This window comes from Caballeronia sordidicola (assembly GCF_002220365.1).
Lineage (GTDB): Bacteria > Pseudomonadota > Gammaproteobacteria > Burkholderiales > Burkholderiaceae > Caballeronia > Caballeronia sordidicola_C.
In genome coordinates, this window is the sequence record NZ_MTHB01000046.1 from 150438 (window position 1) to 165628 (window position 15191).

A 15191-nucleotide genomic window follows, 5' to 3' on the forward strand; every position below is an offset into this window, starting at 1 on the left:
TACAGTTCACGTTTTTAGCACGGCTTGGTCGCGTGCCGATGCATTCGTCAACCTGCATCGGTGAATCAATGCATGGCGGCAGTCAATGCTCGAAGCTCGAAGCTCGAAGGGCACGCCGTCATGTTTTCAAGCATAGCTGTTCGGAGAATATATGGACTTCGGATTCAACCTGAACCGCACGGCTAACGCGTCTGCCTGGCGGCTCTTGCCTAATCGATGGGACTTCGTCGCGTTCCCCCTGATCATCTGCCTGATTGCGATGGCGGCCATCGGCTTCCACCAGACCATGGCGCCGATCGCGACGCTCAAGACGCAAGCGATCTCGCTCGCGCCGTCGAACCTGCCTGAATACGCGCTGCGCACCACATTGCGGATGCTCGCTGCCATGATCGCCTCGCTGGTCTTCACGCTCATCTACGGCACCCTCGCGGCCAAGAGCCGTCGTGCGGAAAAAGTGCTCGTACCGATCCTGGACATCCTCCAGTCGGTTCCGGTCCTGGGCTATATCTCGTTCACGGTCACGTTCTTCATCGCGCTGTTTCCGACGCGCGTGGCGGGTGCCGAATGCGCGGCGATCTTCGCGATCTTCACGAGCCAGGCATGGAACATGACCTTCAGTTTCTACCAGTCGTTGCGCACGACGCCGCGAGACCTGGAGGAAGTCGCTCGCAGCTTCCACCTGACCGCATGGCAACGATTCTGGAAGCTGGAAGTCCCCTTCTCGATGCCGGGCCTCATCTGGAACATGATGATGTCGATGTCGGGCGGCTGGTTCTTCGTGGTTGCCTCTGAGGCAATCACGGTCGGCAACAATACGATCACGTTGCCGGGCATAGGCGCATACCTCGCGCAGGCGATCACCGAAAAGAACATGGGCGCGGTGGGCTGGGTCATCCTGACGATGACCATCGTGATCCTTGGCTACGACCAACTGCTGTTTCGTCCGCTGGTTGCCTGGGCCGACAAGTTCCGCATGGAAACAACCAGCTCCGGTGTGGCTCCAGAGTCGTGGGTGCTCGGTCTGGTTCGGCGCACGCATCTGATTCACCGCTTGCTCGTGCCGGCCGGCTGGGTCTTCGCCACCGCTGCTCGCATCCCGCTGCGCCTGCCCTCGTTCGATAGCGCGAATTTGCGTGTGACGAAGCGCAAGACGCCGTCGCGCTTCGGCGACATCATCTGGAGCATCGTGGTCATCGCGGTCACGCTTTACGTGGTCTGGCGCGTGGTCAGCTATGTGCGCACCGGCGTGGATCTCCACGAAGTAGGGCACGTGTTGGTCCTGGGCCTGATCACGTTGCTGCGCGTGGCGATCCTGATCGCGATCTCGTCGGTGATCTGGGTCCCGCTCGGCGTGATCATCGGATTACGTCCCGCGCTCGCCGAGAAAGTGCAGCCGCTCGCACAATTCCTGGCGGCGTTTCCGGCGAACCTGTTGTTTCCCATCTTCGTGATCGTGATCGTCCGCTTTCACCTGAACCCGGACATCTGGTTGTCGCCGCTCATCGTGCTCGGCACGCAGTGGTACATCCTGTTCAACGTGATCGCGGGCGCGACGGCTTACCCGAATGACTACCGCGAGGTTGCGACCAACTTCCGGATTCGCGGCTGGCAGTGGTGGCGCCAGGCCATGTTGCCGGGCATCTTCCCCTACTACGTGACGGGTGCGATTACCGCGTCGGGCGGCGCGTGGAATGCCAGTATCGTCGCCGAGTTCGTGCAGTGGGGCGACACCAAGGTGGCCGCGCACGGGCTCGGCGCTTACATCGCGCAAACCACCGCTGCGGGCGACTATCCGAAGATCATCCTGGGCATCGCTGTCATGTCGTTGTTCGTCACGCTTTTCAACCGCCTGCTGTGGCGCCCCATGTTCACCTTTGCCGAAGCCAGGCTTCGAGTCGATTGAGGATCCCTCTCCATGCCAAACTCAGACTTCAACGTCGTGTCCCCCGTGGCGCCGACGAGCATTGCTCCCCGTGCTGACCAAGAGATCCTGAACGTCAAGGGCGTGTCCCGGGGCTTCAAGAAAAGCCAGGGTGACCTGCTCGTGCTCGACGACGTCAACCTCTCCCTGCGCGAGGGTGAGATCGTCGGCTTGCTCGGACGCTCAGGCTCGGGCAAGTCGACGCTGCTGCGTATCATCGCGGGCTTGATCGAGCCGACCACCGGTGACGTCACCTATAAAGGCAAGCCGCTCGAAGGTCCCGCCGATGGCGTGGCGATGGTGTTCCAGACCTTCGCGCTGTTCCCGTGGCTGACGGTCCTTCAGAACGTGGAAGCGGGGCTGGAGGCGCAGGGAGTCAGTGCTGCGCCCCGACGCGCGCGGGCGCTTGCAGCAATCGACCTGATTGGCCTGGACGGTTTCGAGAATGCTTATCCGCGTGAATTGTCGGGCGGGATGCGCCAGCGGGTTGGCTTCGCCCGTGCACTAGTGGTCGATCCCACGTTGCTGCTGATGGACGAGCCCTTCTCCGCGCTCGACGTGCTGACGGCCGAGAACCTGCGTACCGATCTGCTCGACCTGTGGACGCAGGGCAAGATGCCGATCAAGTCGGTGCTGATCGTGACGCATAACATTGAAGAAGCAGTGTTCATGTGTGACCGGATCATGGTGTTGTCGTCGAATCCGGGCCGGGTGATCGCCGAGATCCAGGTGCCGTTCAAGCATCCTCGCAATCGCCTCGATACGGCGTTCAGGTCCCTCGTCGATGAAATCTACGCCAAGATGACCGCGCGGCAATCCGGCGAGGCGACCAAGCAGACGCTCGAGTTCGGCAGCCGCTTGCCGCATGTGTCGACCAACTTGCTGGCCGGCCTGATCGAAACACTCGCGGCAGCCCCGTACAACGGGCGTGCGGACATGCCGGTGATCGCGCGGTCGCTGCATCTTGAAGTCGATGACCTGTTCCCGATCGCGGAAATGTTGCAGCACCTGGGGTTCGCCGAACTGCGCGAAGGGGATATCTACCTGACGCCGTCGGCCCATGTGTTCGCCGACCTGGGTACGCATGAACGCAAGATGATGTTCGCCGAGCATCTGTTGAAGCACGTGCCGTTGGCCGCGCGCATCAAGAAGGTGCTCAATGAGCGCCCGGGACACCGGGCGCCGCGGGTACGCTTTGAACAGGAACTGGAGGATTTTCTCACCGACGGCGCCGCGGAAGACACGCTGGACTCGGTGATCAACTGGGGACGCTACGGGGAGGTTTTTTCGTACAACGACCAGACCGAGCTGTTCAGCCTGGAAGACGTGGAGTCCTGATTAAATCATGTGATTAGCGGAGCCGGAGGCCTTCCTGGTAGATAGAAGGCCCAGCTCTTGGTGAAGTGCTCAAGGGCGCGAGGCTATGGTTTGCCCGCGCCCTTTCCCATATGTTCGAGGAACCGGATAGCGCGCGGGTCGTCGGTATGGGCCGTGTTGATCCGCACCCACGGCGACGCCTCGCCGTTAGGGCGGTAATAGCTCCCCGGCGCAAGCGTGATGCCAAATTTCAGCGCGTGCTCCACCAGGAGCATCGAGTCGTCTATGCCGGGCACGCGCGTCCAAATGAAATTACCACCGCTGGGTTCATCGAAAACTTCCCAGCCGTTTTCCTCAAGACGCTGAACTGCGGTTGACAGCGTGTCGTGAATGCGACGCCGCAAGCGCTCGAGATACTTGCGGTATGTGCCGCGCTCAAGCAAGGCCGCCACCACGCATTCGCTAAAGCGCGAACCGCCCAGGCTCGTGAGCACCTTCACATCGACCAGATCCTTGATCAGGTCGCGCTTGGCCGCCAGATAACCAATCCGCAACGACGACGACAACGTCTTCGACAACCCGCCCACGTAGATCACATGATCGAGCTGATCCAGAGACGCGAGCCGTTGAGTCGGCGTTGTCTGGAAGTCTGCATAGATGTCGTCTTCCACGATCATGAAGTCGTGCTGCTGCGCGAGTTGCAGCAACTTGAACGCGACTTGCGGTGCGACGTTTGTCGCGGTCGGGTTATGAAACACGGTATTGATGAAGAACAGTTTCGGCTTGATGGTCTTGAGCAAATGCTCGGCAACTTCCACATCCGGCCCGTTTGCCAGCCGCGGAACGCCCACGATCCGAACGCCCTGAAGCTTGAGTAATCCGAACAGGTTGTAGTAGCCGGGATCTTCCACAAATACGGTGTCCCCCGGCTTCAGCATGAACCGGACGACCAGATCGAGCGCCTGGCTCGCCCCGCTCGTGACAATGACGTTCGAGATGTCCGCCTCAATGCCGACTATCGCGAGGCGCATCTGGATCTGGTGCCTCAGATTTGCGTCGCCGTGCGGCATGGCGTAGTCGATCACGCAACTCGGGTCCATCCGCATGACCTGACGCACGGTCTGAGCAATGCCCTCGATGTCTCGCCACGCTTCGGGCACGAAGCCACTGCTCAGCTTCAGGGACTCGCCGGGATAGTTGAACTGCTGGAGGATCTGATGCGACTCTTCCTCGGCAAGACGAGGATCCGAGCCGCCCGACGCACCGCTCTCGCCTCCCATATGATTCGCCACGTAGAAGCCCGAGCCATGCTTTGGCACGATAAAACCCAGCGACGAAAGCCGGTCATACGCCTCAATGACCGGAAAGCGGCTGATCTGCTGGCTGGCCGCGAGCGCCCGGATTGACGGTAGCTTCACGCCGGCCAATAGCTGCCGCGAGCGGATCAGACCCGAAATGCCGGTCACGAGCTGATCGGTCATGGGAACGCCATTTCGCGGATCGATGACCAGGTTCATTGCGCAATCTCTTCAAGTGTGCAGGGAAAATCACTGAACAGTGCGGCACAACTGTTCGCGACTGTACATTCCTAAGATTGGAGTTTAAATAAATAATGCAGTCAAGAGGCCGTCTCTCTGTGAGCGGCCGTGATGGGAGAGGGACATGCGTGAAATCCGGACCTTGGAGCAGGAACCCCATGATGCGCCAGCGTGCTGGCTCATCGATCAGCCTCATACCCTGACGGTTTGCCGGGGTACGGTGTGGCTGACCATTGAAGGCGAGTCCGAAGACTGGTGGCTACGGGCGGGCGAAACGCTTGAGCTTGCACCGCGCTCGAAGGTCTGGATCAGCACGTCCGAGCCGAATAGCCGTTTCGTTTTAGCCTCGGCACCGGTATTCTCACCCACTCGGCGATTCGCTTTCTATTGGTTGCTGATCCGTTTCGGCCAGCGCAGGACGCGGGCAATGTGAGCGGGTCGCAGCCGTGTTCGGCCGGACGGCCGGCCGCTTAGCCACCCAGCAACGCCTTTTTTGAACGAGCCTCGATGAACGACCGACATTCCTTCTCCGCAGATTCCGGCGCGCCGGACACGTTCAGCATCGCGTGTCCGACGGTCCTGCCGCTCTCTTCAATACTTCCCGAAGAGCCTCTGCTGATGATGGGCGCCGGCCCCGTACCGATTCCCGACGCCGTGGCCCGAGCCAACGGCGTCGTGATCAATCATCTTGGCTCGACCATGGCGGCGGTCATCGGCCAGGTCAAGACCATGGCCCGGTATGTGTTCCAGACCGAATCGAAATGGGTGATGGGCGTGGCGGGACCGGGGTCGGCGGCCATGGAAATGGCCATCACGAATCTTGCGTGGAAAGGCTCGCGCGTACTCTGCATTTGCAACGGCTTCTTCAGCGAGCGCATGGCGGAGATGGCGAGGCGAACCGGCGCTCAGGTGGAAACGCTGAACGTGGTCGACGGTACGGCCGCGCACACGCAGCAAGCGGCGCACGCTATTGACCGGTTTCGTCCGGAGATAGTGACCATCGTGCATGGCGAGACATCGAACACCGTCTGGAATCGAAGCCTCGAATCGATTGCCTCCGTCGCCCGCGCCGCCGGCGCACTGGTGATTGTCGACGCGGTCTGCACGCTGAGCACCATGCCGCTGCCGATGGACGCATGGGGTATCGACGCCGTGATCACCGGAGGCCAGAAAGGGCTGTCATCGATTCCCGGCGTTTCGCTACTCGCGTTCTCGGAAAAGGCTTGGCAACGCATCCTGTCGCGTCCGGTCCCACCCACGCACTGGTGCCTCGACGCGGCGCTGGCCACGAACTTCTGGCACAACGCGTCCTACCATTACACGGCGCCGGTGTCGGGCGTGCTCGCGCTCCACGAAGCGCTGCGACTGGTGTGCGCGGAGACGCTCGAGCGTCGGTTCGCGCGTCACCGGCGCTGTTCGAACGCGCTGCAAGCGGGCGTTGAAGCGTTGGCGCTGAAGCTCTATGTTCCGAAGCCGAGCCGGCTGAATTCGGTCGTGGGTATCGCGTTGCCACAGGGCGTCAGTGGTTCCGACGTATGTGCCCACATCTCGCGCCATCATCATGTCGAGATTGCCGGCTCGTTCGGCGCGCCGATCGTACGTATCGGCCAGATGGGCGAGCAATGCCGCGAGCATCATCTCTTCAGGACCATCCATGCGCTTGGCCGGACCATGATCGACCTCGGCGTGCCGGTGGATCTGCCCGCCGGCGTGGCCGCGCTGGAGCGCTCGTTGTCGGCGGCGTGAAAACCAAGGGCGCGCGGGCTTTTGACAGTCAGCCCGCGAGTGCCCTCGAACGTCGGCGGCTCAACCACTGAACCGTCAGAAGCCCCACCACCATCACCGTCAGCGACAGCATCGTGGTCATCGTGCCGAGCGCGTAGATCACGGGTGTGGTGACCGAAGTCGTGAGCCCTTGAAGTTCCAGCGGCAGCGTGTTCTGGTCGCCGATCGCCTGCGACGTGCGCGCGATCTCATCCCACGACAACGTGAAACCGAACATCCCCACCCCAATCACCGACGGCCCGATGATCGGCAACACCACGTGGCGAAAGCTCTGCCAGGGCGATGCGCCAAGGTCGCGAGCCGCCTCTTCGTACGCTGGGTTGAAGCGGTTGAAGACAGCGAACATCACGAGCAATCCGAAGGGCAGCGTCCACGTCAGATGCGCGCCGAGCGCGGAGGTATAGAGTCCCATCGACGTGGTGTAGTTGTCGACGAATGATTGATGGCCCCACGCACCGGCAAGATACTTCACGCAGTTATCGAGCAGCCGGAAGGTCAGCCCGATTCCCAGCGACACGATGATCGACGGCATGATCAGGCTCGCGACGGACACGTAGAACACGGCTGTGTCGCCGCGAAAGCGCTTACGAAACGCGAGCCCTGCCGCGACCGAGAACAGCACGGTCAACACCGTGACGACGGCGGCAAGACGCACCGAGCGTCCGAACGCGGCCCAGATGTCGATGTCGCCCACGCCTTGGCGCAACACTGCGAACCAGTGCAGCGAAACCCCGCGCATGGGGAACGTGAGACCGCCTTCCGGTCCCTGGAACGACAGGATGAAAATTGTGATGACCGGTCCGTAGAGGAACAGCACGAACAGCCCGAACATCAACGCGAGCCAGTAGAAACTGGCGGGACGCCGCTCGCGGTGCTTCAGGTTCAGACGAGTCGCTGCCATGTCAAAGCTCCTTGCGGATATCGACTATGCGCGTCAACGCCCAGACGATCATCAACACGACAGCCAGCAGGATGATCGCGTTGGCCGCGGCGGCGGGGAACTGAAGATAGCCGGTCTGCACCTGGATGATCTTGCCGACCGACGCAATCTGTTGGCCACCCATCACGCCCACCGTCAGGAAATCGCCCATGACGATGGTGATCACGAATATCGAGCCAATCACAATCCCCGTCTTCGACAACGGCAACACCACTTCGCGGATAACTTGCCAGCCGCTCGCGCCCGCGTCGCGCGCGGCTTCGAGCAACGACCGGTCGATGCGCATCATCGCGTTGAAGATCGGCACGATCATGAAGAACGTATAGAGATGCACGAAGGCAAGCACGACCGAGAAGTTCGAATAGAGCAGCCAGTCAAGCGGCTTGTCGATCATGTGCGATGACAGGAGCGCCTGATTCACAAGCCCGTTGCGGCCGAGCAGAGGTATCCAAGAGATCATCCGGATCACATTCGAAGTCCAGAATGGAATGGTACAAACGAGGAACAACACCGTCTGCATACCCGATGAACGGACGTGAAACGACAGGAAGTAGGCGATCGTAAAACCGGTCAACAGCGTCACCGCCCAGACAATTGCGCAGAACTTGATCGTCGACCAGTAGGTCTTGAAGGTCACGCAAACATCGGTCATCGACGAACAGCCATCGAAGATCGCCGCATAGTTCTTGAACGTGAACGCGGGGATGATCTGGTATTCGTTGAAGTCCCAGAAACTCACGATCAGCGTGATAACCAGCGGCACGAGAAAGAACAGGACGAAGGTCAACGCAAGCGGCGTCGCCTGCAGCCAGGCGGGGGCACGCCGGTGCTTGACGGTCGCCTCCAGCGGTTGGATGGGAAGCTCGATCGATGCCATCGCGAATTACCTATTGGATAAACAGAGGCGGCCGGCGTGCATGAAATACACGACATGCTCGCCGGCCTTGCGCCAAATCACATTAAGCCGCGATGAACTCGTTCCACTTCTGGACCATGTAGATGTTCTCATCCATCACCGCGTTCCAGCACGCGATCGCCCCCATGCGCTGGTTGTACGAACCGCCGTCGCGCACCGTGCCGACTTTTTCGAGCAACTGGCCGTCGGGCGCCTTGATGTCCTGCGCGGCCGGCTTGCCTTCGATCCAGTAGTCCCATTCATACGGCTGCATATGGGTCTTGGCGGTCTCGAGCACACCCGCGTAATAGCCTTGGCGCATGAGGTAAGCACCGGCCCAGCCGTCCTGGAACCAGTTGATGAACTCATAGGCTGCGTCGAGCTTTCGGCCCTGTAACGAACGCGGCAGCCCGAAGCCCGACGCCCACGAGCGATACCCCTCCTTCAGCGGCTGGAACTTGCACGCAATGCCCATCGTGCGGACCTTCGTGACGGCGGGCGACCACATCGACTGGATCACGACCTCGCCGGACGCCATCAGGTTGACGCTCTCGTTGAAGTCCTTCCAGAATGCGCGAAACTGGCCCGCGCGCTTTGCCTCGATCAGGATCTTGATGGTCTGGTCGATCTCGGCCTTGGTCATGTTGCCCTTGTCGCCGTACTTGACATGGCCCATTGCCTCGATCGCCATGGCCGAATCCATGATGCCGATCGCGGGAATGTTCAGGAGTGCGGCACGTCCCTTGAATTCAGGGTTAAGCAACTCGGCCCAGCTCGTGATCGGGCGCTTGATCAGGTCAGGACGGATGCCGAGCGTATCGGCGTTGTAAGTAGTGGGGATCAGTGTCATCCATTCGGTGGGCGTCGCGGAGAACTCGGTCGAGTGCGCGCCCGTCAGGAACATCACTTTCTTCGGAGCCGTGCCCTGGTCGCCGATCTTCTTGCCGTCGACCTCGCCTCGCGTGAGCACCGGCGTGATCTTGTCGGCGAGCTTGATCTTCCTTGCATCCATGCCGGCCAGCGTGCCGGCGGGAATCAGCTTCTTCAGCGAGAAGTACTCGGTGTCGACAATATCGAATGAATTCGGCTGCGTGATGATGCGCTTGGCGACGTCGTCGGTGGTCACCGGAATGTACTGGATCTGGATGCCGGTATCTTCCTGGAATTTCTTGGCGATATCCGAACTCTGGTTCACTGCCGTGCCGAGGTAGCGTAGCGTGATCTTTTCCTGCGCGTGCACGTACGGAAACCCGGCAATACCCGCCGCGGCGACCGCGCCCTTGAGCAGGGTGCGGCGTGACATGCCCTTGCTTGCACCCAGGCTGGATTCGGTCGTAGCGGCGCTTGCCGGCGTCTCGCTCGTGCTGGGATCGGACGGGTGTTCGTAACGCTCGGTCATTGCAATCTCCCTCGGTTGAAATTGTCGTTCGGTGCAACGGAGAAGCGGTCTCTTATGCCGCCAATGCATGGGCGTCCTGCTCGTTCCACCAGACCACGACACGTGCATCGGGTCCCAGGCGCTGCGGGTCGTATTCGTTATCGGGGAGCAGTGAAACAAGCTCGGGCGAACCGTCGAGCGGGGCGAGCGTCATGCGCAAATGAGTGCCTTGATATTCAGTTTCGCGGACCGTGCAAGGGATGCCGCCGATCCGGCTAAAGCCGCTTTCGCTCGTGGGTGACTGGACCGGCGTGAACCCATGCAGCGCAATCCGCAGATGATCGGCGCGTACGGTAAACGCGCGGCCGTTGGCGCCAAGCACGTTATGTCCACCGAGGAAACGCGCGACGAATTCCGTGCGCGGCCGATTGAATACTTCGTGCGGCGAGCCGCTTTGCTCAATGCGCCCGTGGCTCATGACAACGACCATATCCGCAAGCGCCAGCGCCTCTTCCTGCGAGTGTGTTACATGGACGAACGTGATGCCCAGTTCCTTCTGCCAGCGCTTGAGTTCGGCTCGCATCTGCACGCGCAGGAACGGGTCGAGTGCCGACAAGGGTTCGTCGAGCAGCAGGCAGCGCGGCTCATTGAGCAGCGCGCGGGCGAGCGCGACACGCTGCTGCTGACCGCCCGACAGTTGTGACGGCTTGCGTTCGGCATAGGCGCTCATCGCGACAAGTTCCAGCAGTTCGCCCGCCCGCTGGCGGCGTGCGTCCTTCGCGACGCCGCGCATCTTCAGGCTGAATGCGACGTTGTCGAGCGCGGACAGATGCGGGAACAACGCATAACTCTGGAAGACCATCGCGGTGCCGCGCGTGGCGGGTTGCGCGCGCGTGACGTTGCGCTGGCCGATGAGGATGTCGCCGTCGCTGATCGACTCATGGCCGGCGATCATTCGCAACGTCGATGTCTTGCCGCAACCCGACGGCCCCAACAGGCAGCAATACTGGCCGCCGGGAATCCGGAGGTCGATCGAATCCACGGCGAGCGAATCGCCATATTGCTTCGATACATGCACCAGTTCGATTTCGGCGGGCTCGGTTTTAAGCACGGCTGAAGTGGACGGACTCATGGGTACGAACTCATGCAGGGCGTTTCCTCGATAAAAGCGCGGTGAGCGGCAACCAACGGCAGCGGGCGCAAGGTGTCTTTGAGACCCCGCATGCAAGACATATGCCACTTTGTTCGCATATCAGTCACTTTATTGCGAACTATCGAATCTATTGAACGTAGACGATATGGCGTGTAAATTGCACACAATCCGAAATCCAACTGTCGGCAATCAAACCCGCTAATCCGCACAGTCGCGGTGCGCCGCGGGTCCGCCACGGGGCGCGATCCCCCAAAAAGGTTCACGCGCGGCATGCTTGTCACTCAGGGCTTTTTGCATATGGACACCATCCGCAACGCTTGCGCGTCGCACGATCCTGCGTTCGGTCCGCTCACCACGCATGGCCGTTTTCCGTACCGGCCAATCACCGACACGGACGCGTTTCGATGGCCGGGCGACACCGGCCTCGCCGTCTATCTCGGCTTGAACATCGAACACTTTGCGTTCGGCGAGGGACTGGGTGCTGCCCTCGGCCCGGTCTCGCCGCAGCCCGACGTGCTCAATTACAGCTGGCGTGAATACGGCAACCGCGTGGGCGTATGGCGCTGTATCGACCTCTTCGATCAGCTTGAGCTGCCGTCGGGCACGCTGATCAATACATCGCTGTATGACCACTGCCCGGAGGTCATCGACGCCTGTCTCGCGCGCGGCGACGAACTGATCGCACACGGCCATACGAACGCGCACCGCCAGAGCGACCTGGACGAAAACAGCGAACGCGCCTTGTTGCTGCACTGCCGCGAGCGCATCACGGCGCATGCCGGCACGCCGCCTTCGGGCTGGCTTTCGCCATGGATCTCCGAGTCGCGCGTCACGCCCGACCTGCTCGCGGAAACCGGCTACCGCTACACGCTCAACTGGTGCCACGACGATCGCCCGGTGCGCATGGCAACACGCGCCGGTTCATTGTGGTCCATCCCCTACCCGCAAGAACTCAACGACTTGCCGATGATGGTCGGCCGTCATCTCGACGCACGCGACTTCGCCGACATGATCATCGACCAGTTCGACGAAATGCTCGAACAGGCGAACCGCAGCCGCCGTCCGCAGGCGCTCGTAATGGGCATCGCGCTGCATCCCTACCTCGTCGGCCAGCCCTACCGGCTGCGCCATTTGCGTCGTGCACTGCAGCACATTGCCGCCGCCCGCTCGAACGGCGACGTGTGGATGACAACACCCGGCGCAATCGCACGCCATATGGACGAGATGGAGAGCGCAGGCCTCGTCAGCGCTCCACATCCGGCCCACCTTCCAGCAGAAAAATGACTCCGAAACCCGCATTGAAGGTGGCTGCAAAGTCCCAAAAAGAAGCCGTCAGCGAACCAGTGCAGGATGCCGACGCCCGCCTCTACCAGGCCATCTTCGACGGTGTGCTCAACCATCGCCTGACGCCCGGCACCAAACTCCCAGAGCCAGAGTTGTGCCAGTTGTTCGGCGTCGGCCGCGCGGTCGTGCGACGCGTGCTGGAGCGGCTCGCCTACGACGGCATCGTTGCGTTGCGGCCGAACAAGGGCGCGGTGATCGCCGAGCCGACGCCCGAGGAGACGCGCGAGATTTTCGAAGCACGCCGTTCGATGGAGCGCGTGCTGGTGGAGCTCGCCGTGCAACGTGCGACCGCGCACGACATCAAGGAACTGCGCCGTCAGCTAGCCGATGAACACGAAGCCATGCATCGCTTCGACCAGCCCTCATGGGCGCGGCTTGCAAGCGACTTTCACCTGCGTATCGCGGCGCTTGGCGGCAACTCGATCCTGCAACGCTACCTGACGGAACTGGTGTCGCGATGCTCGCTGATTGTAGGCGTCTACGAGCCACCGGGCCACGCTCCCTGCGAGCACGAGGAACATGCGGCGATCGTCGATTGCATCGAGGCGCGCGATGCAGCCGGTGCCATTGCGCGCATGGAAGCGCACCTCCGCGAACTGGAAGAGCGTATTGAGACCTCGCGGATGCTGGGCGAGAAGAGCCTCGGGCAACTGCTCGGCATGAGTTGAATCCGAACGTCAAACCTGAGCCCACTGATCCACGCCATCATGGAAATAGACTTCGAAGCCATCACCGAATATCAGCGATACAAACTCATGGCAAGCCTGATCGTGCCGCGCCCGATCGCGCTGGTCACCACCTTGAGTGCAAGCGGCACGATCAACGCCGCGCCCTTCTCGATGTTCAACATGCTGGGCGAGGAACCGCCCATTGTGATGATCAGCATCAACCGTCTAGACGATGGCTCGCTCAAGGACACCGCCGTGAATATTGCACGCAGTCGCGAGTTCGTCGTGCATCTCTGCGACGAAGCGATGGCCGAAAAAATGCATCGGTGCGGGGAACGTCTGGCACCCGACGTCAGCGAGCTCGAGAAGGTCGGGTTGACGCCGGTTGCAAGCTCGCGGGTCGCGCCGCCACGGATCGCGCAAGCGCCGGTGGCGTTCGAATGCACCTTGTGGGAGACACTGGAAACCACGAGCCGGCAGATATTCATTGGATGCGTTCACAGGCTGCATGCCCGCGACGAACTCATCGATACCGAAACCTGGCGAGTGCGGCTTCAGCATTACTTCCCGGTCGGACGGTTTGGCGCGAGCGACTATGTGACCACGCGTGAGCGCTTCACGCTCGGGTGATCGACCACGGAGCATTCATGCACGACAACACGACCCTCGACACGTCCACCGAAGGCATGGTCACCAGCCCCCACGCACTTGCAAGTGAAGCGGGACTCGAAGTGCTGCGCGCGGGCGGCAACGCGATTGAAGCAGCCATTGCGATCGGCGCAGCGCTGAGTGTGACCTACCCGCATTTCACCGGTCTTGGCGGCGATGCGTTCTGGGTCATCGGTGATCAGACGGGCATGTTGCGTACGTTATCGGGCATCGGGCAAGCGGCGCAGACGTTGCCCATGTTCTCCGCTGCCATCCCATTGCGCGGCGCAGGTTCGACGCTGACCACCGCCGCAACCGTCGATACCTGGCATCAGGCGTATGCAATCAGCCAGACGTCATGGGGCGGCCAACGTTCGTGGTCGTCTCTGTTCGATCGCGCTATAGACTATGCGTCGGAGGGATTTCCGGTCACGCCGTCGCAACACTTCTGGCAGCAGTTTCGCGCCGATGAATTGCGTGCAATGCCTGGCTTTTCAGCGGTATTTGAACCCGGCGGCCACGCTCCAGCGATTGGCGAGCGCTTCGTTCAACCAGCGCTCGCGCGCACCCTCGAACGCATCGCCACCTACGGCGCGCGCGAATTCTACGAAGGCGAACTCGCGCAGCGCATTGCACGCGGCCTGCAGCAGGCCGGCTCGCCGCTGACGCAAACCGATCTTGCGAAGACCCGCGCACGCGACGAAGCACCGCTACGCGTGGCGTATCGCGGCGGAGAACTCGTGAGCCTGCAACCGCCGACGCAAGGCGTCACCACGCTGCAGATCATGGGCACGCTCGCACGCTTCGATCTGTCGTCCATCGCCGAAGGCAGCGCCGACTACTATCACTTGCTGGTGGAGGCAGTGAAATGCGCGTTCGTGGATCGGGACCGTCTGGTCTCTGACCCGGAGTTCAACCGCGTTCCTGTCGGTGACATGCTCTCGACCGACACGCTCGACGCCCACGCGCGCTCGATCAACCTTCACAAAGCGCGGGCCTGGCCGCACCAATTTCGCCCGGGCGATACGGTGTTCATCGGCGCATCGGACGGGCAAGGCCGCAGCGCCAGTCTGCTGCAGACCGTCTACTTCGATTGGGGTAGCGGCGTCGTGGCAGGAGACACCGGCATTCTCTGGCACAACCGCGGCGCGTCTTTCAGCGTTGATCCGGCGAATCACAATGCCGTGCAGCCGGGCAAGCGGCCATTTCATACGCTCAATCCCGGCATGTACCTGAAGGATGGGCGGCCGCATCTGCTGTTCGGAACGCAAGGCGCGGACGGTCAGCCGCAAACGCTGGCGGCGGTGTTGACGCGGCTGATCGACTACGGGATGGACCCGTTGAGCGCGCTGGCTCGTCCGCGTTTCCTGCTTGGCAAGACCTTCTCGGATAGCCGCGATGCGTTGAAGCTGGAGGAAGACGCCGGTGCCGAGGTGTTCGCCGCGCTGGCGGCGCGCGGGCATGAAGTAAGCGCGATCGCAGCGCAGAGTCCGCTTGCGGGTCATCCCGGGGTGATTCGAATTGAATTGGATGGCGCGCTGTCCGGGGCTCATGATCCGCGTAGCGACGGCCAAGCCATGGGCCTTTAAGGTTCAGCTCCTGGA

The 15191-nt window shown here is 61.5% G+C and carries 13 protein-coding genes; 8 read left to right on the forward strand and 5 right to left on the reverse strand.

All coding sequences use genetic code 11. The features are described 5' to 3' along the window. Positions 1-151 precede the first annotated feature (151 nt). Both BSU04_RS08070 and BSU04_RS08075 read left to right on the forward strand, forming a co-directional pair. Entirely contained in the window at positions 152-1903 is a 1752-nt protein-coding gene (locus tag BSU04_RS08070; protein ID WP_089160106.1) for an ABC transporter permease, read from the forward strand. A gap of 12 nt (positions 1904-1915) precedes the next feature. Next, positions 1916-3259 (forward strand): ABC transporter ATP-binding protein, encoded by a 1344-nt coding sequence (locus BSU04_RS08075; RefSeq protein WP_089160107.1) that lies wholly within the window; start codon positions 1916-1918, stop codon positions 3257-3259. An 83-nt stretch (positions 3260-3342) separates the two neighbouring features. On the opposite strand, the gene BSU04_RS08080 is transcribed toward BSU04_RS08075, so the two are convergent. Next, positions 3343-4755 carry an aminotransferase-like domain-containing protein gene (locus BSU04_RS08080; protein ID WP_089160108.1) on the reverse strand — a complete coding sequence of 471 codons (1413 nt, stop codon included), beginning with the start codon at positions 4753-4755 and terminating at the stop codon, positions 3343-3345. Positions 4756-4900: 145 nt separating this feature from the next. Between BSU04_RS08080 and BSU04_RS08085 the strand changes: the two genes are divergently transcribed. Further along, the gene (locus BSU04_RS08085) at positions 4901-5209 is read left to right on the forward strand and encodes a DUF2917 domain-containing protein (protein ID WP_089160109.1); all 309 of its coding nucleotides are present in this window, start codon (positions 4901-4903) and stop codon (positions 5207-5209) included. A gap of 74 nt (positions 5210-5283) precedes the next feature. Beyond that, positions 5284-6522, forward strand: a complete 1239-nt coding sequence (locus tag BSU04_RS08090) for a pyridoxal-phosphate-dependent aminotransferase family protein (protein ID WP_089160110.1) — start codon at positions 5284-5286, stop codon at positions 6520-6522. A 28-nt stretch (positions 6523-6550) separates the two neighbouring features. Here the strand turns inward: BSU04_RS08090 and BSU04_RS08095 are convergent, their stop codons facing one another. The 4 genes from BSU04_RS08095 to BSU04_RS08110 form a co-directional block, all read right to left on the reverse strand. Continuing rightward, positions 6551-7462, reverse strand: a complete 912-nt coding sequence (locus tag BSU04_RS08095; RefSeq protein WP_089160111.1) for an ABC transporter permease — start codon at positions 7460-7462, stop codon at positions 6551-6553. A gap of 1 nt (position 7463) precedes the next feature. Beyond that, entirely contained in the window at positions 7464-8378 is a 915-nt protein-coding gene (locus BSU04_RS08100; RefSeq protein ID WP_089160112.1) for an ABC transporter permease, read from the reverse strand. Positions 8379-8460: 82 nt separating this feature from the next. Beyond that, on the reverse strand, positions 8461-9699 hold the full coding sequence (locus BSU04_RS08105; protein WP_256982316.1) for an ABC transporter substrate-binding protein: 1239 nt from the start codon (positions 9697-9699) through the stop codon (positions 8461-8463). A 148-nt stretch (positions 9700-9847) separates the two neighbouring features. Next, complete coding sequence (locus BSU04_RS08110) at positions 9848-10906, reverse strand: ABC transporter ATP-binding protein (RefSeq protein ID WP_089160114.1); 1059 nt, start codon at positions 10904-10906, stop codon at positions 9848-9850. A gap of 318 nt (positions 10907-11224) precedes the next feature. Between BSU04_RS08110 and BSU04_RS08115 the strand changes: the two genes are divergently transcribed. Genes BSU04_RS08115 through BSU04_RS08130 form a run of 4 tightly spaced genes read left to right on the forward strand, consistent with a single transcriptional unit; the run spans position 11225 to position 15176 of the window. Then, positions 11225-12211 (forward strand): polysaccharide deacetylase family protein, encoded by a 987-nt coding sequence (locus BSU04_RS08115; RefSeq protein ID WP_089160170.1) that lies wholly within the window; start codon positions 11225-11227, stop codon positions 12209-12211. Further along, a complete protein-coding gene (locus BSU04_RS08120) occupies positions 12208-12939 on the forward strand; it encodes a GntR family transcriptional regulator (RefSeq protein WP_089160115.1) in 732 nt (243 codons plus the stop codon). Before BSU04_RS08115 ends, BSU04_RS08120 begins: the two co-directional genes overlap by 4 nt. Positions 12940-12978: 39 nt before the next feature. Further along, positions 12979-13569: a flavin reductase family protein gene (locus tag BSU04_RS08125; protein WP_089160116.1), complete on the forward strand. Its 591-nt coding sequence runs from the start codon at positions 12979-12981 to the stop codon at positions 13567-13569. A gap of 17 nt (positions 13570-13586) precedes the next feature. Beyond that, a complete protein-coding gene (locus BSU04_RS08130; RefSeq protein ID WP_256982305.1) occupies positions 13587-15176 on the forward strand; it encodes a gamma-glutamyltransferase family protein in 1590 nt (529 codons plus the stop codon). Positions 15177-15191 lie beyond the last annotated feature (15 nt).